The 22,502-nt window shown below is 67.0% G+C and carries 18 protein-coding genes; 8 read left to right on the top strand and 10 right to left on the bottom strand.

What is annotated here, in order from left to right:
* Positions 1–3 precede the first annotated feature (3 nt).
* From ureC to phoU, 5 genes are all read right to left on the bottom strand, one after another.
* Complete coding sequence (gene ureC, locus DPR14_RS14810) at positions 4–1,713, bottom strand: urease subunit alpha (protein WP_158045831.1); 1,710 nt, start codon at positions 1,711–1,713, stop codon at positions 4–6.
* Between the two features lie 50 nt (positions 1,714–1,763).
* Positions 1,764–2,069, bottom strand: a complete 306-nt coding sequence (locus DPR14_RS14815; protein ID WP_158045832.1) for an urease subunit beta — start codon at positions 2,067–2,069, stop codon at positions 1,764–1,766.
* 11 nt (positions 2,070–2,080) lie between these two features.
* Entirely contained in the window at positions 2,081–2,383 is a 303-nt protein-coding gene (locus tag DPR14_RS14820; protein ID WP_158045833.1) for an urease subunit gamma, read from the bottom strand.
* Positions 2,384–2,430: 47 nt separating this feature from the next.
* The gene (locus DPR14_RS14825) at positions 2,431–3,321 is read right to left on the bottom strand and encodes an urease accessory protein UreD (RefSeq protein WP_158045834.1); all 891 of its coding nucleotides are present in this window, start codon (positions 3,319–3,321) and stop codon (positions 2,431–2,433) included.
* 172 nt (positions 3,322–3,493) lie between these two features.
* Positions 3,494–4,216 carry a phosphate signaling complex protein PhoU gene (gene phoU / locus DPR14_RS14830; protein ID WP_158045835.1) on the bottom strand — a complete coding sequence of 241 codons (723 nt, stop codon included), beginning with the start codon at positions 4,214–4,216 and terminating at the stop codon, positions 3,494–3,496.
* Positions 4,217–4,500: 284 nt separating this feature from the next.
* On the opposite strand from phoU, the gene DPR14_RS14835 reads away from it, so the two are divergent.
* Entirely contained in the window at positions 4,501–5,799 is a 1,299-nt protein-coding gene (locus DPR14_RS14835; protein WP_158045836.1) for a pentapeptide repeat-containing protein, read from the top strand.
* Between the two features lie 35 nt (positions 5,800–5,834).
* Here DPR14_RS14835 and DPR14_RS14840 read toward each other — a convergent pair whose 3' ends face one another.
* Complete coding sequence (locus DPR14_RS14840) at positions 5,835–6,344, bottom strand: MarR family winged helix-turn-helix transcriptional regulator (RefSeq protein ID WP_158045837.1); 510 nt, start codon at positions 6,342–6,344, stop codon at positions 5,835–5,837.
* A gap of 574 nt (positions 6,345–6,918) precedes the next feature.
* Here DPR14_RS14840 and aguB point away from each other — a divergent pair.
* The 4 genes from aguB (at position 6,919) to DPR14_RS14860 (ending at position 12,593) form a co-directional block, all read left to right on the top strand.
* Complete coding sequence (gene aguB / locus DPR14_RS14845; RefSeq protein ID WP_211104046.1) at positions 6,919–7,800, top strand: N-carbamoylputrescine amidase; 882 nt, start codon at positions 6,919–6,921, stop codon at positions 7,798–7,800.
* 283 nt (positions 7,801–8,083) lie between these two features.
* The gene (locus DPR14_RS14850) at positions 8,084–11,116 is read left to right on the top strand and encodes an SLBB domain-containing protein (RefSeq protein WP_211103778.1); all 3,033 of its coding nucleotides are present in this window, start codon (positions 8,084–8,086) and stop codon (positions 11,114–11,116) included.
* Complete coding sequence (locus DPR14_RS14855; RefSeq protein WP_158045839.1) at positions 11,113–11,907, top strand: glycosyltransferase family 2 protein; 795 nt, start codon at positions 11,113–11,115, stop codon at positions 11,905–11,907. Before DPR14_RS14850 ends, DPR14_RS14855 begins: the two co-directional genes overlap by 4 nt.
* Positions 11,908–12,116: 209 nt before the next feature.
* Positions 12,117–12,593 (top strand): helix-turn-helix domain-containing protein, encoded by a 477-nt coding sequence (locus tag DPR14_RS14860; protein ID WP_158045840.1) that lies wholly within the window; start codon positions 12,117–12,119, stop codon positions 12,591–12,593.
* Positions 12,594–12,601: 8 nt separating this feature from the next.
* Here the strand turns inward: DPR14_RS14860 and DPR14_RS14865 are convergent, their stop codons facing one another.
* The 4 genes from DPR14_RS14865 to DPR14_RS14880 are packed head-to-tail and all read right to left on the bottom strand — an operon-like array spanning position 12,602 to position 16,947.
* Complete coding sequence (locus DPR14_RS14865; RefSeq protein WP_246148185.1) at positions 12,602–13,459, bottom strand: glycosyltransferase family 2 protein; 858 nt, start codon at positions 13,457–13,459, stop codon at positions 12,602–12,604.
* Positions 13,456–14,409: a GumC domain-containing protein gene (locus DPR14_RS14870; RefSeq protein WP_158045841.1), complete on the bottom strand. Its 954-nt coding sequence runs from the start codon at positions 14,407–14,409 to the stop codon at positions 13,456–13,458. The genes DPR14_RS14865 and DPR14_RS14870 overlap by 4 nt, the downstream gene beginning before the upstream one ends.
* Position 14,410: 1 nt before the next feature.
* On the bottom strand, positions 14,411–15,691 hold the full coding sequence (locus tag DPR14_RS14875) for a glycosyltransferase family 4 protein (RefSeq protein ID WP_343038653.1): 1,281 nt from the start codon (positions 15,689–15,691) through the stop codon (positions 14,411–14,413).
* A 38-nt stretch (positions 15,692–15,729) separates the two neighbouring features.
* Positions 15,730–16,947: a hypothetical protein gene (locus DPR14_RS14880; RefSeq protein ID WP_158045842.1), complete on the bottom strand. Its 1,218-nt coding sequence runs from the start codon at positions 16,945–16,947 to the stop codon at positions 15,730–15,732.
* 249 nt (positions 16,948–17,196) lie between these two features.
* Between DPR14_RS14880 and DPR14_RS14885 the strand changes: the two genes are divergently transcribed.
* From DPR14_RS14885 to DPR14_RS14895, 3 genes are all read left to right on the top strand, one after another.
* On the top strand, positions 17,197–17,688 hold the full coding sequence (locus DPR14_RS14885; RefSeq protein ID WP_158045843.1) for a response regulator: 492 nt from the start codon (positions 17,197–17,199) through the stop codon (positions 17,686–17,688).
* 187 nt (positions 17,689–17,875) lie between these two features.
* A complete protein-coding gene (locus tag DPR14_RS14890) occupies positions 17,876–18,865 on the top strand; it encodes a sugar ABC transporter substrate-binding protein (RefSeq protein WP_211103779.1) in 990 nt (329 codons plus the stop codon).
* Positions 18,866–18,872: 7 nt separating this feature from the next.
* On the top strand, positions 18,873–22,466 hold the full coding sequence (locus DPR14_RS14895) for a response regulator (RefSeq protein WP_158045845.1): 3,594 nt from the start codon (positions 18,873–18,875) through the stop codon (positions 22,464–22,466).
* Positions 22,467–22,502: the final 36 nt, after the last annotated feature.

Below are 22,502 nucleotides of genomic sequence, written 5' to 3' on the forward strand. Positions count from 1 at the left end.
ATCTCAGAACAGGAAGTAGCGCTGGGCCAGCGGCAGCACGTCCGCGGGCTCGCAGGTCAAGAGCTGGCCGTCGGCCCGCACCTCGTAGGTTTCGGGATCGACCTCGATCACCGGAGTCATGTCGTTGTGGACCATCTGCTTCTTGCCGACGGAGCGGATGCCCCGGACAGGCACAAGCGGCCGCATCAGGCCGAGCCGGGCGGCGGGATCATTCTCCAGCCCGGCCTGGCTGACGAAGGTGACCGAGCTGACCGTCAGCGCCCTGCCCATCGCCCCGAACATGGGCCTGTAGTGGACAGGCTGGGGCGTCGGGATCGAGGCGTTGGGATCGCCCATGACCGCGCCGGCGATCATGCCGCACTTCAGGATCATGTCGGGCTTGACCCCGAAGAAGGCCGGCGACCAGATCACGAGGTCCGCCAGCTTGCCGATCGCGACCGAGCCGACATGGTCGGCCACGCCATGGGTCAGTGCGGGGTTGATGGTGTATTTGGCGATGTAGCGCTTGACCCTGAAATTGTCGTTGTCGCCCCGCTCCTCCGGAAGCGCTCCCCGCTGGCGCTTCATCTTGTCGGCCGTCTGCCATGTCCGGATGATCACCTCGCCGACCCGCCCCATGGCTTGGCTGTCCGAGGAGATCATGGAGAAGGCGCCGAGGTCGTGCAGGATGTCCTCGGCGGCGATGGTCTCGCGCCGGATACGGCTCTCGGCGAAGGCGACGTCCTCGGGAATGCGCGGGTCGAGGTGGTGGCAGACCATCAGCATGTCCAGATGCTCGTCCACCGTATTGACCGTGAAAGGCCGGGTAGGGTTGGTCGAGCTGGGCAGCACGTTGCCCAGGCCGCACAGCTTGATGATGTCGGGCGCGTGGCCGCCGCCGGCACCCTCGGTATGGAAGGCGTGGATGTTGCGGCCCTTGAAGGCCGCGACGGTGTCCTCGACGAAACCCGATTCGTTCAGCGTGTCGGTATGGATCGCCACCGCGACGTCCATGTCGTCCGCGACGGTCAGGCAGGTGTCGATGGCCTGAGGCGTCGTTCCCCAGTCCTCGTGCAGCTTCAGCGCGCACACCCCTGCCCTGACCTGCTCGACCAGGGCCGCCGGCTGGCTGGCGTTGCCCTTGCCGAACAGGCCGAAATTGACCGGCAGCGCCTCGACCGCCTGGAGCATGCGGGCGATGTGCCACGGCCCCGGCGTGCAGGTCGTGGCGGAGGTCCCCGCCGCCGGTCCCGTCCCGCCGCCCATCAGCGTGGTGACGCCGCTGTAGAGCGCCTCCTCCGCCTGTTGCGGGCAGATCGCGTGGATATGCACGTCGAGTCCGCCGGCCGTGACGATCTTCCCCTCGCCCGCGATCACCTCGGTGCCGGGGCCGACGACGATCGTGACCCCGGGCTGCACGTCGGGGTTTCCGGCCTTGCCGATGGCGGCGATCCGGCCGTCCCGGATGCCGATGTCGGCCTTGACGATGCCCCAGTGGTCGATGATCAGGGCGTTGGTGATGACGGTATCGACGGCGCCGCCTTGGCGGGTCACCTGGGACTGGCCCATGCCGTCCCGAATCACCTTGCCGCCGCCGAACTTGACCTCCTCGCCATAGATGGTGTGGTCCGCCTCGACCTCGACGATCAGTCCGGTGTCGGCGAGGCGGACGCGGTCGCCGGTGGTGGGACCGAACATGGCGGCATAGTCGGAGCGGTCGATGCGATAGGCCATGGCGGACGTTTTCCCCGGATGGATGGAAACCTGATGGAGGGACTTCTGGACTACAGCTTGCCGTTGATCCTGCCGGTGAAGCCGTGGACTTCGCGGTTGCCGGCATAGGCGACAAGGTTGACCGTGCGGGTCTGGCCGGGTTCGAACCGGACCGCCGTGCCGGCGGGAATGTCCAGCCGGAAGCCGCGCGCCTTCTCGCGGTCGAAGGACAGCGCCCCGTTGGTCTCGTAGAAATGATAGTGGGAACCGACCTGGATCGGACGGTCGCCCGTGTTGGCGACATCCAGGCTGACGGTCTCCCGCCCCTCGTTCAGGTCGATCTCTCCGGGCCGGACCAGCAACTCGCCGGGAATCATGGCAATCTCCTTCAGCGGATCGGCAGGTGGACGGTGACGAGCTTGGTGCCGTCGGGGAAGGTGGCCTCGACCTGGATCTCGTGGATCATCTCCGGGATCCCCTCCATCACCTGGTCGCGGGTGAGCACTTCCGCGCCGTCCCGCATCAGCTCGGCTACGCTCCGGCCGTCGCGGGCGCCCTCGACGACGAAATCGGTGATCAGGGCGATCGCCTCCGGATAGTTCAGCTTGACGCCCCGCTCCAGCCGGCGCCGTGCCACCATCGCCGCCATGGCGACCAGCAGCTTGTCCTTCTCACGCGGTGAAAGGTTCATGGCTCCGTCCCTACTTGCATTGTCTGAGGCATCATGCGCGGCACCTCTCACACGTCCCACAGGCGGGGCAGACGCGCCGGCAGCCCGGCGACGTGAGCCCTGAACCCGGCCCAGAAACAGGCATAGGCGCGCCGCACATGGTGCGCCCGGTCGCCGAGCCAGCGGATGACCAGCATGCCGTCCAGGCAGGTCGCGGCGGCGAGAACGCCGGGCGGCGCCTCGGACACTACAGTGTTGATCATGCCGCGCGCGGCGTCCAGATGCCGCGCGGCGTCGGATGCGGCATAAAGGATCGTGCCATAGGCGGTGGCCCCCCTGAAACAGGCCGGGTGATCCAGGATGCTCCCGATGTCGCCGTCCAGGTGCAAGGCGTCGGCCCAGACCAGCCTGCCGTCCCGGCGGACTTCCCAGGCGTCGCGCGCGAGCCCGCGGGTGAACCGTTCGCCGCGCGCGATCCGGCCGAACACCAGGAGCTCGCCGGCCATCAGGCGCGCGGAGCCCGCCAAGCCGAGAGTGGTGGCGCGGCGCAGCCGAGCGCCGTCGAACAGGATCGCCTCCTGCGGCAGCCATTCGAGCCAGCCGTCCGGCCCGACCGTCACGTCGGCGGATACCTGCACGTCGGCACCGGTGGACCGGTAGATCTTCTCGGCAGCCTGGGTCGTGACCAGCGCAGAGGCGCCGGGTCCGATCTCGATCGCGATGTCCAGCCGGTCGCCGCCGACCAGCCCGCCGGACGTCGTGACCAGGGTGGCGATCGGGAGGTCGCCGACCCGGGGGTTTGGGAACAGAACCCGCAGGGGGTCGTGATGATAGAGGTTGGCGAGCCGCGTCGTCCCGGCCCGATGCTCGAATCGGACCCGGGCCGCGCCGTGGATTTTCAGGCGGGGCTGCTCGGTTCGGGAGGAAAGGGCGGCGGGAAGCGAGGTATCCGGCGCCATCGTCAAAAGCGGGCACTATCGGCAGATTTCATTCAGCGTCATCCCGCCAACCCAATGATGCGGCATGATACCGCGCGCCGCCGCAGTGCGAAAGAACATCCGCCGCCCCGCGGGTAAATCGGAAGGCGACATACCCGTCCCGCCGGGGCGGCACCGACCGTTCGTCCCGGAGTTATCCTTGGGGCTCGCGGGGGTTGACCACCGTGAAGCTGCTCAAGTCCTCTTTCATCCGTTCCTCGCTGGGCAGGCGGCCCTTGACCAGGAAGCAGACGGTCTCGGCGACGTTGGTGGCGTGGTCGCCGACACGCTCAAGGTTCTTGGCGATGAACATCAAGTGCGTGCAGGCGGTGATCTGCTGGGGCGACTCCATCATGTATGTCAACAGCTCCCGGAACAGGCTGGTGTAGACTGCATCGACCTCGGCGTCGCGGTCACGCACCGCCATCGCGAGATCGTAATCCTCGTCCACATAGGCCTTCACCACGTCGTGGACCATGCCGGCTGTGGTGATCCCCATGCGGTTGAGGGACTTCATCGGGCCGGCCGGCGGCACTTGAGACAGCGCCATCACCCGCTTGGCGCAGTTGCTCGCGAAGTCGCCGATCCGCTCCAGGTTCGTGCTGACCTTGAGCGCCGTGATGACCTGCCGGAGGTCCTTCGCCATCGGCTGGCGCAGGGCGAGAACCCGCACCGCGAGGGCCTCCACCTCGGCTTCGCCCCGGTCGATCTCGGCATCGCGGCCGATGATGCTGCTCGCGAGGTTCTCGTCGCGGGAGACCAGGGCCTCCATGGCACGCATCAACTGCTCCTCGGCAAGGCCGCCCATCTCGGCGATCTTCCTGTGCAGCGTGGTCAGTTCGGTATCGAACGCAACCACGGTGTGTCCTGACGGCATGTTCCGCTTCCTTGCATCCAGAGTCATGGTGGCCCCCCGACAGGGGTTTCCGGCACGATAACGGCCGACCGCCCGGAGGTGTTCATCGATTCAGGGGCGATCGTCAACCCGCTTGTGGGAGGACCGGCCAGGTTCCGGGTGCGCATCCAGGCTCGGCAACGTGATCTTAACCGCTTTCCGGCACATTGCCGAACGGCGTTTGGTACCGGGGAACGCCGTTCGACCTCGATCCCGCCACTCAGCCGCGACCTGTCCCGCACCCCCCCTTTCGAACGGACCACTTCATGACCCCACACGAGTTGGTCGCCATCCTCGACAAGCATGAGCGTTGGCTGAGCAAACGGGCCGGGGGGGTCCGTGCCAATCTTGCGATGATCGATCTCCAGGGGATGCACCTGGCCGGCTCCAACCTGCAGTCGGCGAAGCTGTCGGGCGCCAACATGTCGGGCTGCGACATGAACAAGGCGAACCTGAGCTATTCGGACATGTTCGCGGCGCACATGACCAAGGCCGACATGTCGGGTTGCAATTTCTACCGGGCCGACATGAGGGGCGCCCACATGCGGGGCGCCCGTCTGAAGGGAGCGATCCTCCGGGAAGCCGACCTGCGAGGGGGCGCCCTGCTCGACGGCCGCTCTTCGGGCACCCAGGTGCTCAAGTCCGACCTCACTGGAGCGAATTTCGACGACGCCCTGCTGTCCCGGGCCAATCTGTCGGGCGCCGACATGTCGGAGGTCAGCATGTCCGGGGCGGACTGCCAGGGCGCGATCATGACCGGCGTCAATCTCAGCGGTGCCAATGTCAAGAACTCCAACCTCTCCAGGGCCGACCTGAAGGGCGTCAATCTCAGCGGCGCCAATCTGTCCGGAGCGGTGCTGCGCGACTGCAACCTCGCCGGCGCCATCCTCGCAGGGGCGATCCTCAAGAACGCCGACCTGCTGGGGGCCAAGCTGGAGGGGGTGGATCTGTCCGGCGCGGACTGCACCGGCGCCAACATCGCCCGCGCGGCGGAGAACTTCTCGCTGAGGATCCAGCGCAGCCTCGAAGGGCATTACAACTGGATCAACAGCAACGGCGCCGCCGGCCAGCGCGCCGACCTGCAGTCAGAGGACCTGGCCCATATCGACCTGACCGGGGTAAACCTGTCGGGCGCCAACCTGAAGGGTATCAAGCTGGTCGGCGCCAACATCTCCGAGGCGCTCCTGGTCATGTCCGACCTTTCGCTCGCAGACCTCAGGGAGTGCAACCTGTCGAACGCGACGCTCGACGGCACCAATTTCCGCGGCAGCGATCTAAGCGGGGCGCGGCTGGACGGCGCGGAACTGGGGTCGGTCGACATAAAGGGCCCTACCGGCAAGGCAACCGGCCGGATGTGGCCCGCCAACCTCAGCGAGGCGAAGCTCATCGGGGCCAGTCTTCGCCGGACCAACCTGCGCGGAGCCAATCTTAACGGCGCCGACCTCAGCTTCGCCGATCTGACGGATGCGATCCTGATCGACGCCAACCTCAAGGATGTCAAGCTGGAGGGCGCGCGCCTCGACGGCGCCGCGATGCCGGCTCACACGCCCGACGACGAAGACTGATTCGCTGACAACGACGGCCGAAGTCGGCCCCGTCGTCAGATGGCCTCGCCGTTCTCGCCGAGATTGACCATCATGCGGTGCAGGACGTTGATAGCCATGACGAGATCCGCGTGTTCAATGCCGCGGGTCGCCTGTTCGCTGACATCCGCAGCGCAGGGCAGCAGGACGTCGCGAAGCCCGCGCCCCTTGGGCGTCAGGTAGATATTCACTTTCCGGCGGTCATGGGGGTTGCGGACGCGCTCCACGAGGCCACGCCGTTCCATGCTGTTGAGGGCGGTGACAGTAGTCGGCTCCATCATGCCGACGCGCTGGCTGAGTTCGCGTTGCGTTAGTCCGTCTTCATCCCACAAAGCACGAAGAAAGAACCATTGTCCCATGCTTACGCCATGGGCAGCGATTTTGGCCTGCAATGAACGTGAGAAAGCCCGGTGAACGTCTCTCACCACATAGCCGACACTGTTGTCGCTCTGCGGATTTGACTGTCCGTGCGGCCTCTCGGACGCATATTGTGTCTTCCTGCCAAAATTCGCGAAACTTTCGGGCATGTAAAGATTCTCTCATAGTCCATGGCGGCGAAACTGTTTCTGCATCCATAGTTCTTACCTATGGTGCGGCGGATACACTTCAAATACTTTCGACCGAAAATAACTGTTTGTTGAGCCCCTTTGCATAATGGCACCACTATGCATCGTGGCCAATCGTTTTTAGAGAAAGATTAGGTGCATCGATAATATTTTTTCACTCTCCAATTCACTACTTCACCCGAGGCAACCAGCCGGATGATTGATTCGATATCGAACGAATAGACTACTTCGTACTTATGTGATGCAGTGGTTTCTTATCTATTGCCCTGACACGCGGGACCGTATCGCCAGTCCGTAAACTCTCTCTTAACTGGAGAAAATTAGCTGAGATTTCGAACCTAGGGCGAATGGTCTGCCGCTGGTCCCCAGATCTCCCCCGGCGCCTTTCCCGGGCCTCCGCCGCACGTGTCGCCAGCCGTCCTCCCGCAAACCCCTACTATCCGCAGGCACCTGCACCCATCTGTTGACCGGCTTTCCACCCGGCCTTCCACGCGGCCCATCGATCCACGGGCCCGACCGTTTCGTGAGGAGAATGATGAGAAACGTGACACTTGCCGCGACCCAGACCAGCTGCACCTGGGACAGGGAAGCCAATGTGGCGACGGCGGAACGGATCGTGCGCCATGCCGCCCGCGAGGGCGCGCAGATCATTCTGCTGCAGGAACTGTTTGAAACGCCTTATTTCTGCCAGGATCAAAAACAGGAACTGTTCGCGCTGGCGGCGCCGGTCGACGATCATCCCGTCCTGCGGCGTATGAGCGCATTGGCAGCCGAACTGCAGGTAGTGCTTCCCGTCAGCTTCTTCGAACGGGCGAACAATGCCCATTACAACTCCCTGGCCATGATCGACGCGGACGGCCGGATGCTCGGGACCTACCGGAAGTCCCATATCCCGGACGGGCCGGGATACCAGGAGAAGTATTACTTCAATCCGGGCGACACGGGCTTCCAGGTATTCAAGACCCGCTACGCGACGATCGGAGCGGCGATCTGCTGGGACCAATGGTTCCCCGAGTCGGCGCGCTGCATGGCGCTGATGGGGGCGGAAGTCCTGTTCTACCCGACCGCGATCGGCTCCGAGCCACAGGACGCGGGCATCGACAGCCGCGACCACTGGCAGAGGGTCATGCAGGGGCACGCCGGCGCGAATCTGATGCCTCTGGTCGCCAGCAACCGCATCGGGATCGAACAAGCCGAGAATTCCAGCATCACCTTCTACGGATCGTCCTTCATCGCCGGCCCCCAGGGCGAGAAGGTGGTCGAGGCACCGCGCGACCAGGAGGCGGTGCTGACGGCCACGTTCGACCTCGACCGGTTGCGCGCGGCGCGCTCCTCCTGGGGCCTGTTCCGCGATCGCCGTCCCGAGCTTTACGATCCGATCCTCACCTTGGATGGCCAGCGGCAAGTCCGGCGCTGACCAGCCCGCCGGAGTCGACCGCCAAGGTACCGTGGCCGCCCGATCGGCGAAAATGCCGCAGCCGCGGCCACGGCCCGCCTCCTTTCTGCGACGGCCTGCGCATCGGCGTGATAACCGCGGGTAGGCACCTTCCGCCGATTGCCTCCCTTTAAAGAGCATGCAATAGTCTGCACGTTGAATCGGGTTGCATATTCGCTTCCGATTCACGCCCACGAACGAACGACAGACAATGCTTGCTGCTACGTGCAGGTTCATCGCCCGGTTGATACCGTCGGCGCTGGTCTTGCTATTCCTTATCGGATCCGCGATCGGGGCCGACCGGCACCACGCCGGCGGGCGCCTGCCCGAGGATGCGGCCGGACCGTCCAGTCCGATCGAGGCCGCGTTCAGCCGCCGGGCCGGGGCTCCGATGAAGCTTTACGGCTACGAGCTTTTCGCTCCCAGACCGGGAAAGGTGCCGCCGTCCTTCGGCACGGCGCAGAACGACTATCTGCTCGGCCCGGGCGACGAGTTGAGGATAACCATCCATGGGGCGGCGTATCCGTCGAACCGCCGATACATGGTGGACTCCAACGGAGACGTGGTCGTCGACCACCTCCGGCCGTTGCGCGCGGCCGGGCGCACGATCGCCGAGCTTCGCCGCCAGCTCGAAGCGGAGGTGACGCTCAGCATGGCCGGGCACGAGGCGTTCCTGTCGCTTGAAGGCATGCGAAGGATGGGCATCCTGGTCACGGGTGCCGTGGCCACTCCGGGACGTCATGAAATATCCGGTTCCGGAACGATGCTCGACGCGCTCCAGGCCGCGGGCGGCGTGGACCGCCTCGGAAGCCTGCGGACCATCCGGCTGATCCGCGGCGGCACCTCGCGGACAGTCGACTTCTACGGCCTGCTCCAGGGTCTCGACGGATCAGACCCCGCCCTGCGGGACGGCGACCGGATCGTGGTTCCGCCGATCGGCCCGACCATCGCCGTCGCGGGGGAGGTCAAACGCCCGGGAATCTATGAACTGGCTCCGGCAGAGGCGCAGGCGGACGGCGGCGCCCTGTCCTTGGCCGACGCCGTGGCCCTGGCGGCGGGGCCGATCCAGCCGGCCCCGGTCCGCATCGTGCGCTTTGCCTTGGGCGGGAACGGCGCCGAGGTGCCCGACGAGGCGGCCGGCGACCCGGACGAATCCCGGATCCGGACCGTCGCGGCCGGCGACCTCCTGATCGTGACCCCGACCCGCGACCATCGCCGGGGCACGGTGACCGTCACGGGCCATGTGCGCCAGCCGGGACCGCGGGCACTCGCCGGTGCGGAGACCCTGGCATCCCTGGTCGGGTCGGTCGACCTGCTGACCGACCCGTACCTTCCCTTCGCGGCCCTGGAGACCACCGATCCCCGGAGCCTTGCGCGGGTGCTTTCGCCGGTCGATCTCCAGGCCGTCCTGGACGCGAGATCCGACCGGCTCTTGGCCGGCGGCGATACCCTCATCGTGCTGGGTTCGTCCGACATCGCCTTTCTCTCCTCCCAGCCGGTCCTCGACCTGCTGCGCCGGGGCGGCCGGAGCCGCGCTCCGGCGGAGTGCGCGGGCCTCGAGGTCCTGGCCCGGCGCCTGTCGGGCGATCCCGAAGGCGTGCTCGCCCGCGGACCGCTGGCCCGCGCCGCGAAGGACCTGACGCCGTCCACGGTGCCGTGCCCCCGGGTGTTCGACGATCACCCCGACCTGCTCGCCTTCGCCATGGAGCATGCGGTGCTGGTGCGCGGCGTCATCCGGCCGGGATTCTACCCGGCGGCGGACCGGTCGGATCTCGCCACCCTGTCGCGCGCGGCGGGCGGCGGCCACAAGAAGCTCGGGGTCGTGTCGGACGCGGCCTTCGCCGGGGAAAGCGGCTCCGTCCCGGCGGGCGCCGGGGTCGGCGACATCGTCGACTCGGTCGCGCCCCGGATCGAACTGGCCGGCCATACGAGATTTCCGGGCACGCGGCTGCTCTCGCAGACACCGTCGCTGCGCTCGCTTCTCGGCAACGCCAACCAGGCGCTCAGCCATCTTTACCCGCTGTTCGGCGTGATCGAAAGGTATGACCGGCGGCGCCTGACCGGCCGGCTGATCGCCTTCTCGCCGCACGAGGTCATCCAGGGATTTTCGGACCGCCCCTTGGCCGACGGCGACACGGTGAGGCTGTTCTCCTTCGCGGACATCCGCGCAGCCATGGCATCCGCGGCCGGGAACCCGGGGAGAGCCGGCCAGGCCGGGACGGCGCCCGCCGGCGGCAGCGCAGGTCCCGGGGAAATGATGTCGCCCGCCCTCCTGACCCTGATGGCCGATCGTTCCGTCGATGTCCGGGGCGCCGTGAGGGAACCGGGCGCCTACCCGGTGGACGGAGCCGTCGGCCTGGACCTGCTGCTTGCGGCGGCGGGCGGCCTGAGCGATCTGGCCGACCGCAACAGCGTCGAGATCACCGGCCGGGAGCCGCCGGGAGACCCCGGGTCGGTGACCAGCGCCAGGCGGGTCGTGTCCCTCGACGCGGCCAACGGACTCGCGGCGAACGTGGGTCCCGGGGACGCGGTGCGGGTCAATCCCCTGTTCGACGACCGGGAGCCTTACGCCGTCACCATAGAAGGCGAGGTGAAACGCCCCGGCAGCTTCGACGTGATCCGCGGCGAACGCTTGTCGTCCCTGCTCAAGAGGGCCGGTGGGCTGACGGAGCAGGCATATCCGGCCGGGGCGATCTTTGCGCGCGAGAGCGTGCGCCGACAGCAGACGGACGCCTTCGCGGCCATTGCCCGAAACATCGAGCGAGACATCTCGGTCGTCCTGGCGCGGCCGGACCCGCCGCCGGCCGCCCAGATCGAGCAGGCCCGCAACCTGTCGACCGAGTTCCGCGAGGCGCAGCCCATCGGGCGGATCACGGTTGAGGCGGATCCTGCAAGGCTGGCGCTCCACCCCGACCTGGACATCGTGCTCGAACCGGGAGACCGCATCTTCTTTCCGAAGCGTCCCCTGACCGTGACGGTCGCGGGAGAGGTGCTTGCCCCGGCCAGCCTGCAGTTCTCACCCGCGAAGAATGCCGACGACTACATCGGGGAAGCGGGCGGAACAACCCAGTATGCAGACGCGTCGCGCGCGTTCGTGATGAAGCCGGACGGCAGCGCCCAGCCCCTGAAGATAAGCTTCTGGAACCATCAGCAGACGGCCCTGCTGCCCGGCTCGACCATCATCGTACCCCGCGACCCGGAGCCGTTCCACTTCTTCAGGTTCACGCAGAATGTCGGCGGCCTGCTCAGCCAGCTGGCGGTCGCCGCGGCCGCCGTGTTCGTGCTGACCGACCGATGAGGAGCGACACGTCGCCCGGGCCGCTGTTCAGCATCATCACGGTGGTGCTCAACGACCGAAAAGGGCTGGGGCGGACAAGGTCGAGCCTGCGCCGCCAGTCCTGCCGGAACTTCGCCTGGATCGTCGTCGACGGCGGGTCGGAGGACGGCACCCGTGACGACATCGCCCGTTTCGCTCCGGAGATCGCGTGGTGGCGCTCCGGCCCCGACCGGGGGCTCTACGACGCCATGAACATCGGCATGGCCGCCGCGACCGGCGACTATCTGCTGTTCCTCAATGCCGGCGACGAGCTGGCTTCGCCCGACAGCCTGGAGCGGCTCGCGGCGGTGATACGGGCGCACGCTTCGCCTGACTTCCTGTACTGCGACGCCTTGGAACGCACCCCCCGGGGAACCCTGCTGCGGAAGCCGGCGAGATCGCACCGGACGGTCTGGTACGGCATGTTCACCCACCACCAGGCGATGATCTACCGGCGCTCCGCGGTCGCGGACCTGAGCTACGACCTGTCATTTAAGGTTGGGGCGGACTATGCGTTTACGATATCGACACTATCCCGAAGTGCCCGAGTCGCGCGATTGCGAGAGGCATTGATTATTTTTGCACCTGGCGGTCTATCCCAGGCGATGGCTTCGGTCGGTCGACGCGACCAAACCCGCATTCGCCGTCAATATCTGCGCCTTTCCGCCATTTCCTGCTTTTTAATAATGGTGGTGCAATCTCTGGCGATGCTCACGCGCCGCGGATTTCCGGCTTTTTATGAAATTTGTCGATGCCGCCGGATGTACGAGTAGCCAAGACACCACTCACACGTGTAATATGTGTGGAACCTGTACTACGCATATTCGGTTTTTCCTAACCAGATGAGGGTACGCTCTACAGGTTGCACCGTACTCGACATCATGCACGCGAAAGGTCTTGACATTTGAGCCATATAAGTCCTTTTGAAATCTAAATTTATGCGCTACACCTTAATCGCCGGGCAAGTACTCAGGGGTAGAAGATGAAATCGAAAAAGTCCCAACCCGCAACTGCGAACACGATCTCGCGTCGCGGTGAAGGGCCCCATCCAATTGACATACATGTTGGGGCGAGACTCCGACTGCGCCGAACCTTGCTGGGCCTGAGCCAGGAGAAGCTCGGAGAGGCTGTCGGCATTACTTTCCAGCAGCTGCAGAAGTATGAGCGAGGCGCTAATCGTATCAGCGCGAGCCGTTTATATCATCTGGCACTGGTGCTCGACGTTCCCGTCGGCTTCTTCTTCGAGGATATGCCGACCGGGCAGCCGCTGCCCGAAGGCGCCGATGTCATCCATGAGCCGACGGAGACCGATGAATTCGAGTCGATGGCGAAGCGGGAGACCCTTGAACTGGTCCGCGCTTACTATCGTATCGGGGATCCCACTGTCCGCCGCCGTGCTTTCGAATTGATCAAAGCTTTGGGTGGCGAAACCAAAGATAGTGAAGGAACCGGCACCTGAAGCTCCGGCTATAGCACGGGTCCGTGGCGTCGGACCCGTGCCTTGACCGCGATCTGCCAGTAGTAGAAGGCCCGGGCGACGGCATAGTCCCATCCGTCGACCCCGTCGAGGAAGCCCAGGCAGAGCACATAGCTGTGCAGGAAGATCGACAGGGCGCGTGCCGGCAGCCGGCGGAAAATCCGCTTGAGCTGACGGCGCGCTCCTTTCTCACGCTCCGCCAAGATATGGCAGCGGTCGTCCGCGATCAGCGCCGCTTCCCAGTCCGAGTACCGGTTGTGCCTGTCGAACCACGCGTATAGCGGTTTTGCGTCGTGATGTATCATCCGGCCGCGCAAACTTCCCGCAGGCCCGTCCAGGCAGGGCTGGTAATGACCCTCGACCTCCCACATGCGCTCCACATCGAGGTCGGGAAAGGGCGGGAAGGCAGCCCGACGCCGGTGCAGCAGGGCGAGCTTGCTGTTCCAGGCGCCGAACCTCAGGGGCTTTCCCGCGAAGACCGGCTGTCCGGCGATGAAGTATCCGGCCGCCCGCGGTCCGGATTTCAACAGGCTCGCGATCTCGTCGGCCAATGCGTCGGAGACCCGTTCATCCGCATCGACGAAGAGCACCCAGTCATGCCGGAACGGGAGCGTCTGCAGGCACCACTGCTTCTTCTTGGGATAGCTGCCGTTCCACCTGAACGGCACGACCCGCGCGCCCATCTCTTCCGCCAGGGCGGCGGTTCCGTCCCCACTATCCGAATCGACGACGAAGACTTCGTCGAAGTGGCGGAGCGCACCTAGGCAGGACCGGATGTTCGCCGCCTCGTCGCGCGTCATGACGATGACGGAGACAGGGACGGAGACGGGTACCGGAACAGGTTTCACCGTCCTGCGGCCTTCAGGAAATCGCGCAGGTCGGCGCTTCGGATGAAGACGAGGCAGAGCCCCGCCACGAACCCCGCGGCGACCGCGATCGCCACCACGATGACGGGATCGGGCGTGTCCGGCACGGCCTCGGCCATGGCCGGTTGAACCAGGTTCGCGGCCAGGGGCAGGTCCACGTCCATCATCATGGCGAATCGTTCATGGGCGATCAGCAGGGACCGAAGCGCCTGGACGTGCCCGAGATCCTGCGTGATCCCGATCTTGCGCGAAATCTCGCCGATCATCCTGCCGTTGTCCCGGACGGCCATGGAGCGCAGTTGCCGTTCGGTCGTGGCATACAGCCGGTTCAGCAGAAGCCGCGCGAACTCGGGATCGGCATGTCGGTAGGTGATCCGGCGGAGCGGCGTGATGCCGACCTGCTGGATCCGCACCTCCTTCTGCAGGTATCGCACCAGGGTCCGGGCATCGGGTTCGGTCCAGGGGATCCGGCCCACCAGCCCGTTGAAGAAACGGCGCAGCCGCGGCATGGGAGAGTTGTCGGGCACCCAGATGCCGGCGTCGGCATCCCACATCCGCTCGAACACCCGGCGCATCACCTCCGGCGCGGCCGCAAGCTCCTCGGCGACGGGAAAGGACGTGACCTCGTAAAGGAAACGCTCATAGTTCGACATGGTCTCGCCGGCACCCTGGACGGTCGAAGTCTCGCTGCCCGGCGGTATCGCCGGCAGCGGAGCGGCGCGGCCGAGCAGTCCGCCCGCGGCGGTCGGCCCGACGATCAGGGTGGCGGTGAAGACGGGCTCGATCTGGCGTAGCGCCAGCACGGCGCAGACGGCCGAAAGCGCCGTGACGCCCAGGATCAGGCGGCGGCCGGCAAGCGCGATCATCACGCCGTGGCGCAGCAGTTTCTGGACTTCGCCCAGGGGGCCGATCAGGTCCTTGTCGAGGGACATGTCAGCCGCCGCCGACGGTCATGCAGCGGGAGGGCGCCGACGGTCGCGCCGTCTCGCCGCCGGAGGCGGTGCGGACGACCGAGACCGCCACGTTCAGGAAGGCATCGGCGGCCCGGTCGACCGACCACGACGCAGCCGTCGCCCGTGCCCGCTCGCACGCGGCGCGGTGGAAAGCGGTATCGCGGGCATGGGACTGGATCGCCGCCGCCAAGCCCTCCCCGTCATCGGGGTCGAGGACGGTTCCGCAGCGGTTCTCCACCAGCATCCGCGCCGCCGCGCTGCCCGTCGGGCCGAGCAGGATGCAGGGCCGCCCCGCGGCCAGGGCGCCGGCCACCTTGCTGGGAACCAGCATGCCTTCCGCGCGCCTGTCCATGACGGCGAGATGCAGGTCGGCAGCCCCCAGGCTGGCCGCAAGGGTCCCGGACGGCTGCAGGGGCAGGAGCCGCAGGTTCTTTGGGGCGTTCCGCTCGACGGCGCGCCTCACGCGCGGCAGTCCCCGCCCCTCCCCGATAAGAAGCATGGCGATGTCGGGCGCGCTCACGGCGAGGGAGAAAGCGGCGTCGAGCACGGCATCCATCGGATGGGCGAGCCCGAAGTTCCCCGAATAGGCGACCGTGAAGCGCCCCCCCAGGCCCAGGGCGGCGCGCACCGGATTGCCCTCCCGCGGGATCGGGCGGATCACCGGATCGGACCAGTTCGGAATGGTAACGATCCTTTGGGCCGGGATGCCCTGGTCGGAAAGCCGGTCCGCCATGCAGGAGCCGATCGCGATCACCGCGTCGCACCGGCGCAGCGCCGCCGTGGCGGCCCGGCGCAGCAGCGACAGGGCTGGCCATGGCAACCTGACGCCGATGACGGGGAACAAGTCCGGATAGAGGTCATGCGACCAATGGATCACGCCGCATCCCCAGCGCCGGCCGAGCAGCGGCCCGAGCACCGCGAGCATCGGCGGGTCGGTCATGGTGACGACCAGGTCGTGACGGGGCATCCGCGACGCCGCGTGATGGAGGCGGCGCAGGGCCGAGAGGTAACCCAGGCCGCCTGCGGCGGAGCCGCCGATCCGGTTCCCCGCCCGGGTCACGCCGACCCCCTCGGGAGCATCCGAGGGGGCGTCGGGGGCGCCGCATGCCAGGACCGAAACCCGCCACCCGTGCGAGGCGAACCGCGCGGCGAGGTCGTAGAGGCAACGCCCAGTTGCTCCCCGGTCCGGCGGAAACACACGATTTATGAAGAGGATGGACGGCTTGCACACCCTGAGAGATCCCAACCCTGCGCGATACACGCATACAGAAGCATTCCCGAACCGGGCAGGCAAGAGGATTAAGCCCGGAGGTCGCGATACTGCGCGGTACGCGTGGTGATGATCGACAGGATCAGACCGAAGCAGAGATACTTGAAACTGGTATGGGCGAACAGCCCGATCGCCAGGGGCGGCAGAAGCCCGAATGCCAGGGCGGTCTCCCGCTTCATCAGCATGACCAGCGGCGGGACGAGCGACAGAAGATAAGCCACGACGGCGATCATGCCGGCGATGCCGGTCTTCAGCAGCATGTAGGTCGCGAAGGAATGGGTGTAGGAAACCCACATCTCCCCGACCGCCGGGTTTCGCACCAGGGCTCCCCAGCCGGCGCCGAACACCAGGGAGGCAAACGAGGAGCCGATGTGGTCGGCGACGGCCGCCGCCTCGGAAGCCCGCTCGTTCAGGCCGTAGATTTCGGTTTTCCAGGCGATCTGCGCGACCGTTCCGAGGATCGTGTCCTGCAGCGCGACCGCGACTCCGCCGCCGGCCAGGGCGATGGCCCCCAGGATCAGCGGGGTCCGCCGCCCCAGGATGAGGACGCGGCAGGCGACCGCGGCAACGGCCGTCAGGATCGCCGCGCGATGGACGGCTCCCGCGAGCGCCGCCGCCGCGACGGCACCCGCCGCGACCATCAGGGCGGATCCCGCGATGGCGAGGATCGCCGAGCCCGAGCGCCGCCGGCGCACCAACCCCGCGGCCCCTTCCAGCGGCAGCCAGACCGCGGCGAAGAGCACGGCCGGGCTGTTCAGCAGGTACAGGTCGCCCTCCGCCATGGCAGCCCGCCCGACCGACCCGACATCGACGCCCGGCCACCACCAGCGCAGGCCGAACAGCAGGCCGACGCCGGCCAGGCCGGCGGGCAGCAGACGGCTTGCGAGCGGCCCCGCCGGAGCCAGCAGCACCGGCAGGAAAAAGAAGCCCAGCGGCACGACGTCGCGGACGACATCCTCGGGCGCCGCCCCGGCGACCGCAGCACCCAGCAGGGGAACCCAGAGGAGGTAGAGGAACGCCGCCGTGCCCACGACTTCGTGCAGCCTGGCGGACGGGGCGGTCAGCATCAATCCGCTCCCCACGCACAGGGGGCGGACCAGCCCCAGGGCGCAGGCCAGTCCCGCGGCCATGACCGCCTCGGTCCAGCCGATCCCGGGCGGCGCCGGAGCGCCGGACAGGCCGTAGGCGGCCAGCGCCACCGCAAGTCCGCCGGCCCGGATCATGTCTCCCGGTCCCCGATCACCCATGCCGCCGCCTGTTCCCCGCCGTCACGCCGCATGACTCCACCCGCATGGCTCCATGCATGCCGGACAGTGCGTGCATCTCCCGGAACTCCGCAATCGGAAGAAGGGCCAGCGGCACCATGCCCCAGGCGTCCCAAGGCGCCTCATTCAACCGTGGAAACGGATTGCATTCTAAAGTAAAGCTACTGGAACCTGCCGGCATTACTCCGCATGGAGTAGGCCGCGGGCCACCCCTTCCTGAAGTGAGCGCCCATGGCCGCCGGACTGAGACTCGACGAAATCAGCCTTCTGGTCGTTGAAGACGACACTTTCACGCGGAACCTGATCCTGTCGATCCTGCGGAACCTCGGCGTGCGCACGATCGCCGAGGCGAACGGCGCAGGGATGGCGCTGGAGATGATGGCGACCACCGAAGTGGACATCATCATCAGCGACATCCAGATGTCCCCCGTCAACGGGATCGATTTCCTGCGGCATCTCCGCGCGGGCACCCGGCCCGCCGGCGTCGTCCCGCCGCAGGCGCCCCCTTCCCAGATCCCGGTCATCTTCCTGACCGCCCACGCCCAGGCCAAGCTTGTGGAACTGGCCCGCGCCGCCGGAGTCTCGGCCTTCCTCACCAAGCCGATCCGGCCGGCCTTGCTCCGAGACCGCCTGCTGCAGATCTCGGCCACGCTGCGCCGGCAGGAGCCGGCACCGACGCCGGACCAATCCGCACAGCCGGGAAGCGCCGGGGTCCCGGCGTGATCCGGACCGGCCTTGTTTCGACTTCGTAAGACACCTTCAGAGAGTTAGTTGTATTCGATGAACGCATGGCGTTCGGACATGCAAGGCAGACCCGGACAGAGAGGCAAAGATGGGCATCGCAGGGACTTCCGCCGTCACAACCCCATACCGGGAGCCGCGTCCGCTGCTGAGGACGACTGCGAGGGCCTTGAGCGGATTGCTTGCCGCGGTCTTCGCGACCGTCTGGCTGACCGCCTGCGACGACCCCAAGCCGGCCGACAAAGGCTCCATCGCCGACCGGAAGGAGAGCGCCGCCCAGCCGGCCGATCCGGTGCCGGAACGACACCGGATCGCCCTGGTCATGAAGACCCTGACCAATCCTTTCTTCATCGAAATGGAACGCGGGGCCCGTGCGGCCGAGTCGGAGCTCGGGGTCGAACTGCTGGTCAAGACCGCGGCGCAGGAGACTTCCATCGAACAGCAGGTCGCCATCGTCGAGGAACTGATCCGGCAGAAGGTCGACGCGATCGTCATTGCGCCCGGCGACAGCGTCAAGCTGATCCCGGTGCTCAAGCGGGCGCAGGCAGCGGGCTTGGCGGTGGTCAACATAGACAACCGCCTGGACGCCGAGTTCGCGCAGAATGTCGGGATGGCCCCGGTACCCTTCATCAGCGTCGACAACGAGAACGGCGCCTATCTCGCCGGGATGGCCCTGGCCGAGGGCGTCGCCGAGCCGGCGAAAGCCGCGATCATCGAGGGCATCCGGAGCGCCGCCAACGCCGAGGCACGCAAGGCCGGGGCCCTGCGGGCCTTCGCGACGAACCCGGCGATCACCGTGGTCGCCCAGGAAAGCGCGGACTGGAAGATCGACGAGGCGTACGATGTCGCCAAGTCGATGTTCGAGCGCGAGCCCGGCATTTCGCTGCTGTTCTGCGCCAACGACATGATGGCGCTCGGCGCCGCGAGATATGTCCAGGAGGCGGGGCGGCGGGATGTCAGGATCGCCGGATACGATGCCCTGAACGACGCCGTCGAGGCGGTCAAGGGCGGCACCCTGGTCGCGACCGTAGACCAGCAGGCCGGCCGCCAGGGCTATCTGGGCGTCGTCTACGCCAACCGGATGATTTCCCGCGAGGCGGTGCCGCTGGAGACGATGGTCGAGGTGCGCGTCGTCACGGCACGTCCAGAGAGGCCGTGACGCCGCGATGTGGCTGTCCCGCGTGAGGTTGAACATCACGCTGAGGTTCATCGCCTACCTGATGTTCCTCAGCTTCCTGCCGATCCTTGCGATCGGGCTGACCGCGATCGAGGTCTCCCGCTCGATCCTGGCGACCGAGGCGAACCGCCATGCGGCCGAACAGGTCCGCGCCCAGCGCGACCACCTGCACGTCCAGATGGACCAGGTCGAGAGCCTGATCGCGAACATCTCGGGCGTGGACGCGATCGCCGACGCGCTCAAGCAGGACGGCACCGCGCGCGACAGCTTCACGAACCTCGCGACCCAGGCCCGCATCGGCTACATCCTGAACAGCTACCTGAACATCAAGGGGCTGGTCTCGATCGACATATTCACCACCGACGGCACCCACTACCATGTGGGCGACACGCTCGACGTCGGGCACATCCGGAAGGACGTCCGGGAGCGCATCTACGACGAGGCGCTGGCCAGCTCCAGCACGGTCCACTGGGCAGGGATCGAGGACAACGTCAACGCCAGTTCGAGTCACCGCAAGGTCATCACCGCGGCCAAGGTGATGCGAAGCTTCGACCGGGCCACCCTGCGCGACCGGCCCGTGGCGCTCCTTGTGGTCAACTACAGCGTGGACCTGCTCTACCGGCATTTCCGCGACAGCGAGACGGAAGCCTCGTCGCACATGCTGCTGGCCGACGCCGCCCGGCGGATCATCTACCATCCCGACCGCAGCCTGATCGGCGAACGGCTGAACGCGTCCTTTGCGGAAGGATTCTCGGGAGAGGCCGGCAGCTTCACCCACCCGATCGCCGGCCGGCCGGTGGTCGTGACGTATCTGCGTTCCGAGCGCACCGGCTGGCTGATCGCCCAGGTCGTCGAACTGGAGTCGCTCAACCGGCATGTCGGCACGATCGGCCGGGTCACCGCGGGCGTGATGGTCGTGTGCCTGGCCGTGGCCCTGCTGGCGGCGATGTCCTATTCGCGCAGCGTCGTGGCGCCGATCCGACGGATAACGTCGCGGTTCCAGTCTCTCCAGGACGGCTCAGGCCCGGACGTCTCCGGCCAGGGAGGTTCCAGTCCCGGCGAGCGGCTGCCCGTCCTCGGCAGCGGCGAGGTGGCCGACCTGACGCGCTGGTTCAACGCCTTCATGGACGGGCACGAGGCGCGCCGGCAGTCGGAGGCGGCCCTGCGGGAGAGCGAGAAACGGTTCCGCGCCCTCCACGAGGCGTCCTTCACCGGCATCGCGATCCATCAGCGGGGTGTCATCCTGGAGGCGAACCAGGCGCTGTGCGCCTCCACCGGGTTCTCCTACGACGACCTGATCGGCCGCAGCGTCCTGAACCTGATCGAGCCGGCCGACCGGGCACGCGTCTCGGTGCCGGTCCTGACCGGCTCCGCCGAGCCCTGCGATGCCTCCGGGCTTCGGCGGGACGGGACGTGCTACCCGGTGGAGCTGCGCTCGCGCCCGATCCCGTTCCGCGGCGTCGACGCCTGCGTCACCGAGCTGCGCGACATCACCGAGCGCAAGCGCAACGAGGCCGACCTGCGCAAGGCCAAGGAGGAGGCCGAGATCGCCAACCGCGCCAAGTCGGAGTTCCTGGCGACCATGAGCCACGAGATCCGGACGCCCATGAACGGCGTGATCGGCATGACCGGCCTGCTGCTCGACACCAAGCTGGAGGAGGAACAGCGCCGCTATGCCGAGATCATCCAGGAATCCGGGGAAGCGCTGCTGACGATCATCAACGACATACTCGATTTCTCCAAGATGGAGGCAAACCGCTTCACGCTCGACGAAATCGATTTCGAGCTTCTCCAACTGGTCGAGAGCGTCCTGGCGATCCTGGCGCCCCGCGCCAGCGGCAAGCGGATCGAACTGGCCTACCTGGTCCCGGCTGACCTCCAGGGGGTGTTCCGCAGCGACCCCGGACGCATCCGCCAGATCCTGCTCAACCTGGCCGGCAATGCCGTCAAGTTCACGGAAACCGGCTGGGTCTCGCTGGTCGCCGGCAAGGTCGGCGAGGCGAACGGGCAGGTGATCGTCCGCTTCGAGGTTACCGATACCGGCATCGGCATCCCGGCGGAGGCCCTGCCCCGTCTCTTCACCATGTTCACCCAGGTGGACTCCTCCGCGACCCGGCGGTTCGGGGGGACCGGCCTGGGCCTCGCCATCTCGAAGCGGTTGATCGACCTGCTGGGCGGAACGATCAGCGTGCGCAGCGAGCACCGGAAGGGCAGCGTCTTCACCATCGAGATCCCGCTCACCCCTGTCGCCGACGGCGTCGGCCGCGTCTCGGGAAGGGCCGGCATGGAGATGACCGGCAAGCGGACCCTGGTGGTGGACGATCTCCCGATCAACCGCGATCTGCTTCAGCGCCAGCTCGAGTCATGGGGCATGGTCGCCGACACGGCGTCCTCCGGTGCCGAGGCACTCGCCATGCTGGCCGGGGCGGGCCTGTCCGGCCGCCCCTACGACATGGCGATCATCGACCAGATGATGCCCGGGATGACCGGCGTCGACCTCGTCCGCGCCCTGAAGGCCGACCCGATCGCCGCCGGGGTGGTGGCGATCCTGGCGTCGAGCGACGGGTCGGAGGAGCTGCGCGTCAACGCCCAGGCCGCCGGAGCCGCGGCGACGGTTATGAAGCCGATCCGCTGTCATTACCTGTTCGACCAGCTGTCCCGGGCCGCCCATCCCGGGCCGGCGGTCCCCCCCGCCGTGACCGAATCGTCCCAGGCGGCCGGCCCGGCGGCGGCTTCCGGTGCGTCGAAGCGACTCCTGACCATACTGCTGGCGGAGGACAACCAGATAAACCAGCAGGTCGCGGCGCGGCGGCTCCGCAAGATGGGCCACGCGGTCGATATCGCGAACAATGGCGCCGAGGCAGTGGATGCGGTGCGGTCGAAGGCTTACGACATCGTCCTGATGGACGTGCAGATGCCCGAGATGGACGGCTTCGAGGCGACCGCCGCTATTCGCGCCCTGCCCGGCGAAAAGCGGCGGATTCCGATCATCGCCATGACGGCGAATGCGCTTCCGTCCGACTGCGAGCGCTGTCTGGCCGCCGGTATGGACGACTATATCGCAAAGCCGGTCCACCAGCAGATCCTGGTGGACATGATCGAGAAATGGGGATCGATCGGCTTCGCCACATCCCATCCCGCCGACCGGTCCGCGCCGGGGGCCGACAGCGCCGACGCGCCCCCGGATCTGCTGGACGCGAAGCTGCTGGACGAGGAAGGCATCCGGGAATTGCTGGCGGTGATCGGGCTGGAGGAGTACCGCGGGCTCGCAGGACAGTTCTTCAGCAGTCATGCCGCGACCCTCAAGGGGCTGCGCGAAGCGGCGGAGAGCGGCGACCACGAGGCCTTCGACCGTCATGCCCACCAGCTCAAAGGGGCCTCGTCCAACCTGGGCCTCGCCCGACTCGCAGCCGTCGCATCGGACCTGAGGCAGGAGGCCGAAGGTGCCGGTGAGGGCGCCGACGGGGATGAGAAAGTCCGGGTGATGCTTCGGGACGTGGAGGAGCTGTTCGAGACCTCCCGGCAGCGGCTTGAGGCATTCCTCGAGTCGCTGCCGTCGGAATCCGCGCCCGCCCTGTCCTGATCCATCCGGAGCCGAAAAATCCTCCTTGTGCCCGGG

The organism is Skermanella pratensis, assembly GCF_008843145.1.
GTDB lineage: Bacteria > Pseudomonadota > Alphaproteobacteria > Azospirillales > Azospirillaceae > Skermanella > Skermanella pratensis.

Bases quoted from the DNA above. Each gene is read 5' to 3' on its own strand.
- ureC (WP_158045831.1), bottom strand. From the start codon at position 1,713: ATGGCCTATCGCATCGACCGCTCCGACTATGCCGCCATGTTCGGTCCC.
- DPR14_RS14815 (WP_158045832.1), bottom strand. From the start codon at position 2,069: ATGATTCCCGGCGAGTTGCTGGTCCGGCCCGGAGAGATCGACCTGAAC.
- DPR14_RS14820 (WP_158045833.1), bottom strand. From the start codon at position 2,383: ATGAACCTTTCACCGCGTGAGAAGGACAAGCTGCTGGTCGCCATGGCG.
- DPR14_RS14825 (WP_158045834.1), bottom strand. From the start codon at position 3,321: ATGGCGCCGGATACCTCGCTTCCCGCCGCCCTTTCCTCCCGAACCGAG.
- phoU (WP_158045835.1), bottom strand. From the start codon at position 4,216: ATGCCGTCAGGACACACCGTGGTTGCGTTCGATACCGAACTGACCACG.
- DPR14_RS14835 (WP_158045836.1), top strand. From the start codon at position 4,501: ATGACCCCACACGAGTTGGTCGCCATCCTCGACAAGCATGAGCGTTGG.
- DPR14_RS14840 (WP_158045837.1), bottom strand. From the start codon at position 6,344: ATGCCCGAAAGTTTCGCGAATTTTGGCAGGAAGACACAATATGCGTCC.
- aguB (WP_211104046.1), top strand. From the start codon at position 6,919: ATGAGAAACGTGACACTTGCCGCGACCCAGACCAGCTGCACCTGGGAC.
- DPR14_RS14855 (WP_158045839.1), top strand. From the start codon at position 11,113: ATGAGGAGCGACACGTCGCCCGGGCCGCTGTTCAGCATCATCACGGTG.
- DPR14_RS14860 (WP_158045840.1), top strand. From the start codon at position 12,117: ATGAAATCGAAAAAGTCCCAACCCGCAACTGCGAACACGATCTCGCGT.
- DPR14_RS14870 (WP_158045841.1), bottom strand. From the start codon at position 14,409: ATGTCCCTCGACAAGGACCTGATCGGCCCCCTGGGCGAAGTCCAGAAA.
- DPR14_RS14880 (WP_158045842.1), bottom strand. From the start codon at position 16,947: ATGGGTGATCGGGGACCGGGAGACATGATCCGGGCCGGCGGACTTGCG.
- DPR14_RS14885 (WP_158045843.1), top strand. From the start codon at position 17,197: ATGGCCGCCGGACTGAGACTCGACGAAATCAGCCTTCTGGTCGTTGAA.
- DPR14_RS14895 (WP_158045845.1), top strand. From the start codon at position 18,873: ATGTGGCTGTCCCGCGTGAGGTTGAACATCACGCTGAGGTTCATCGCC.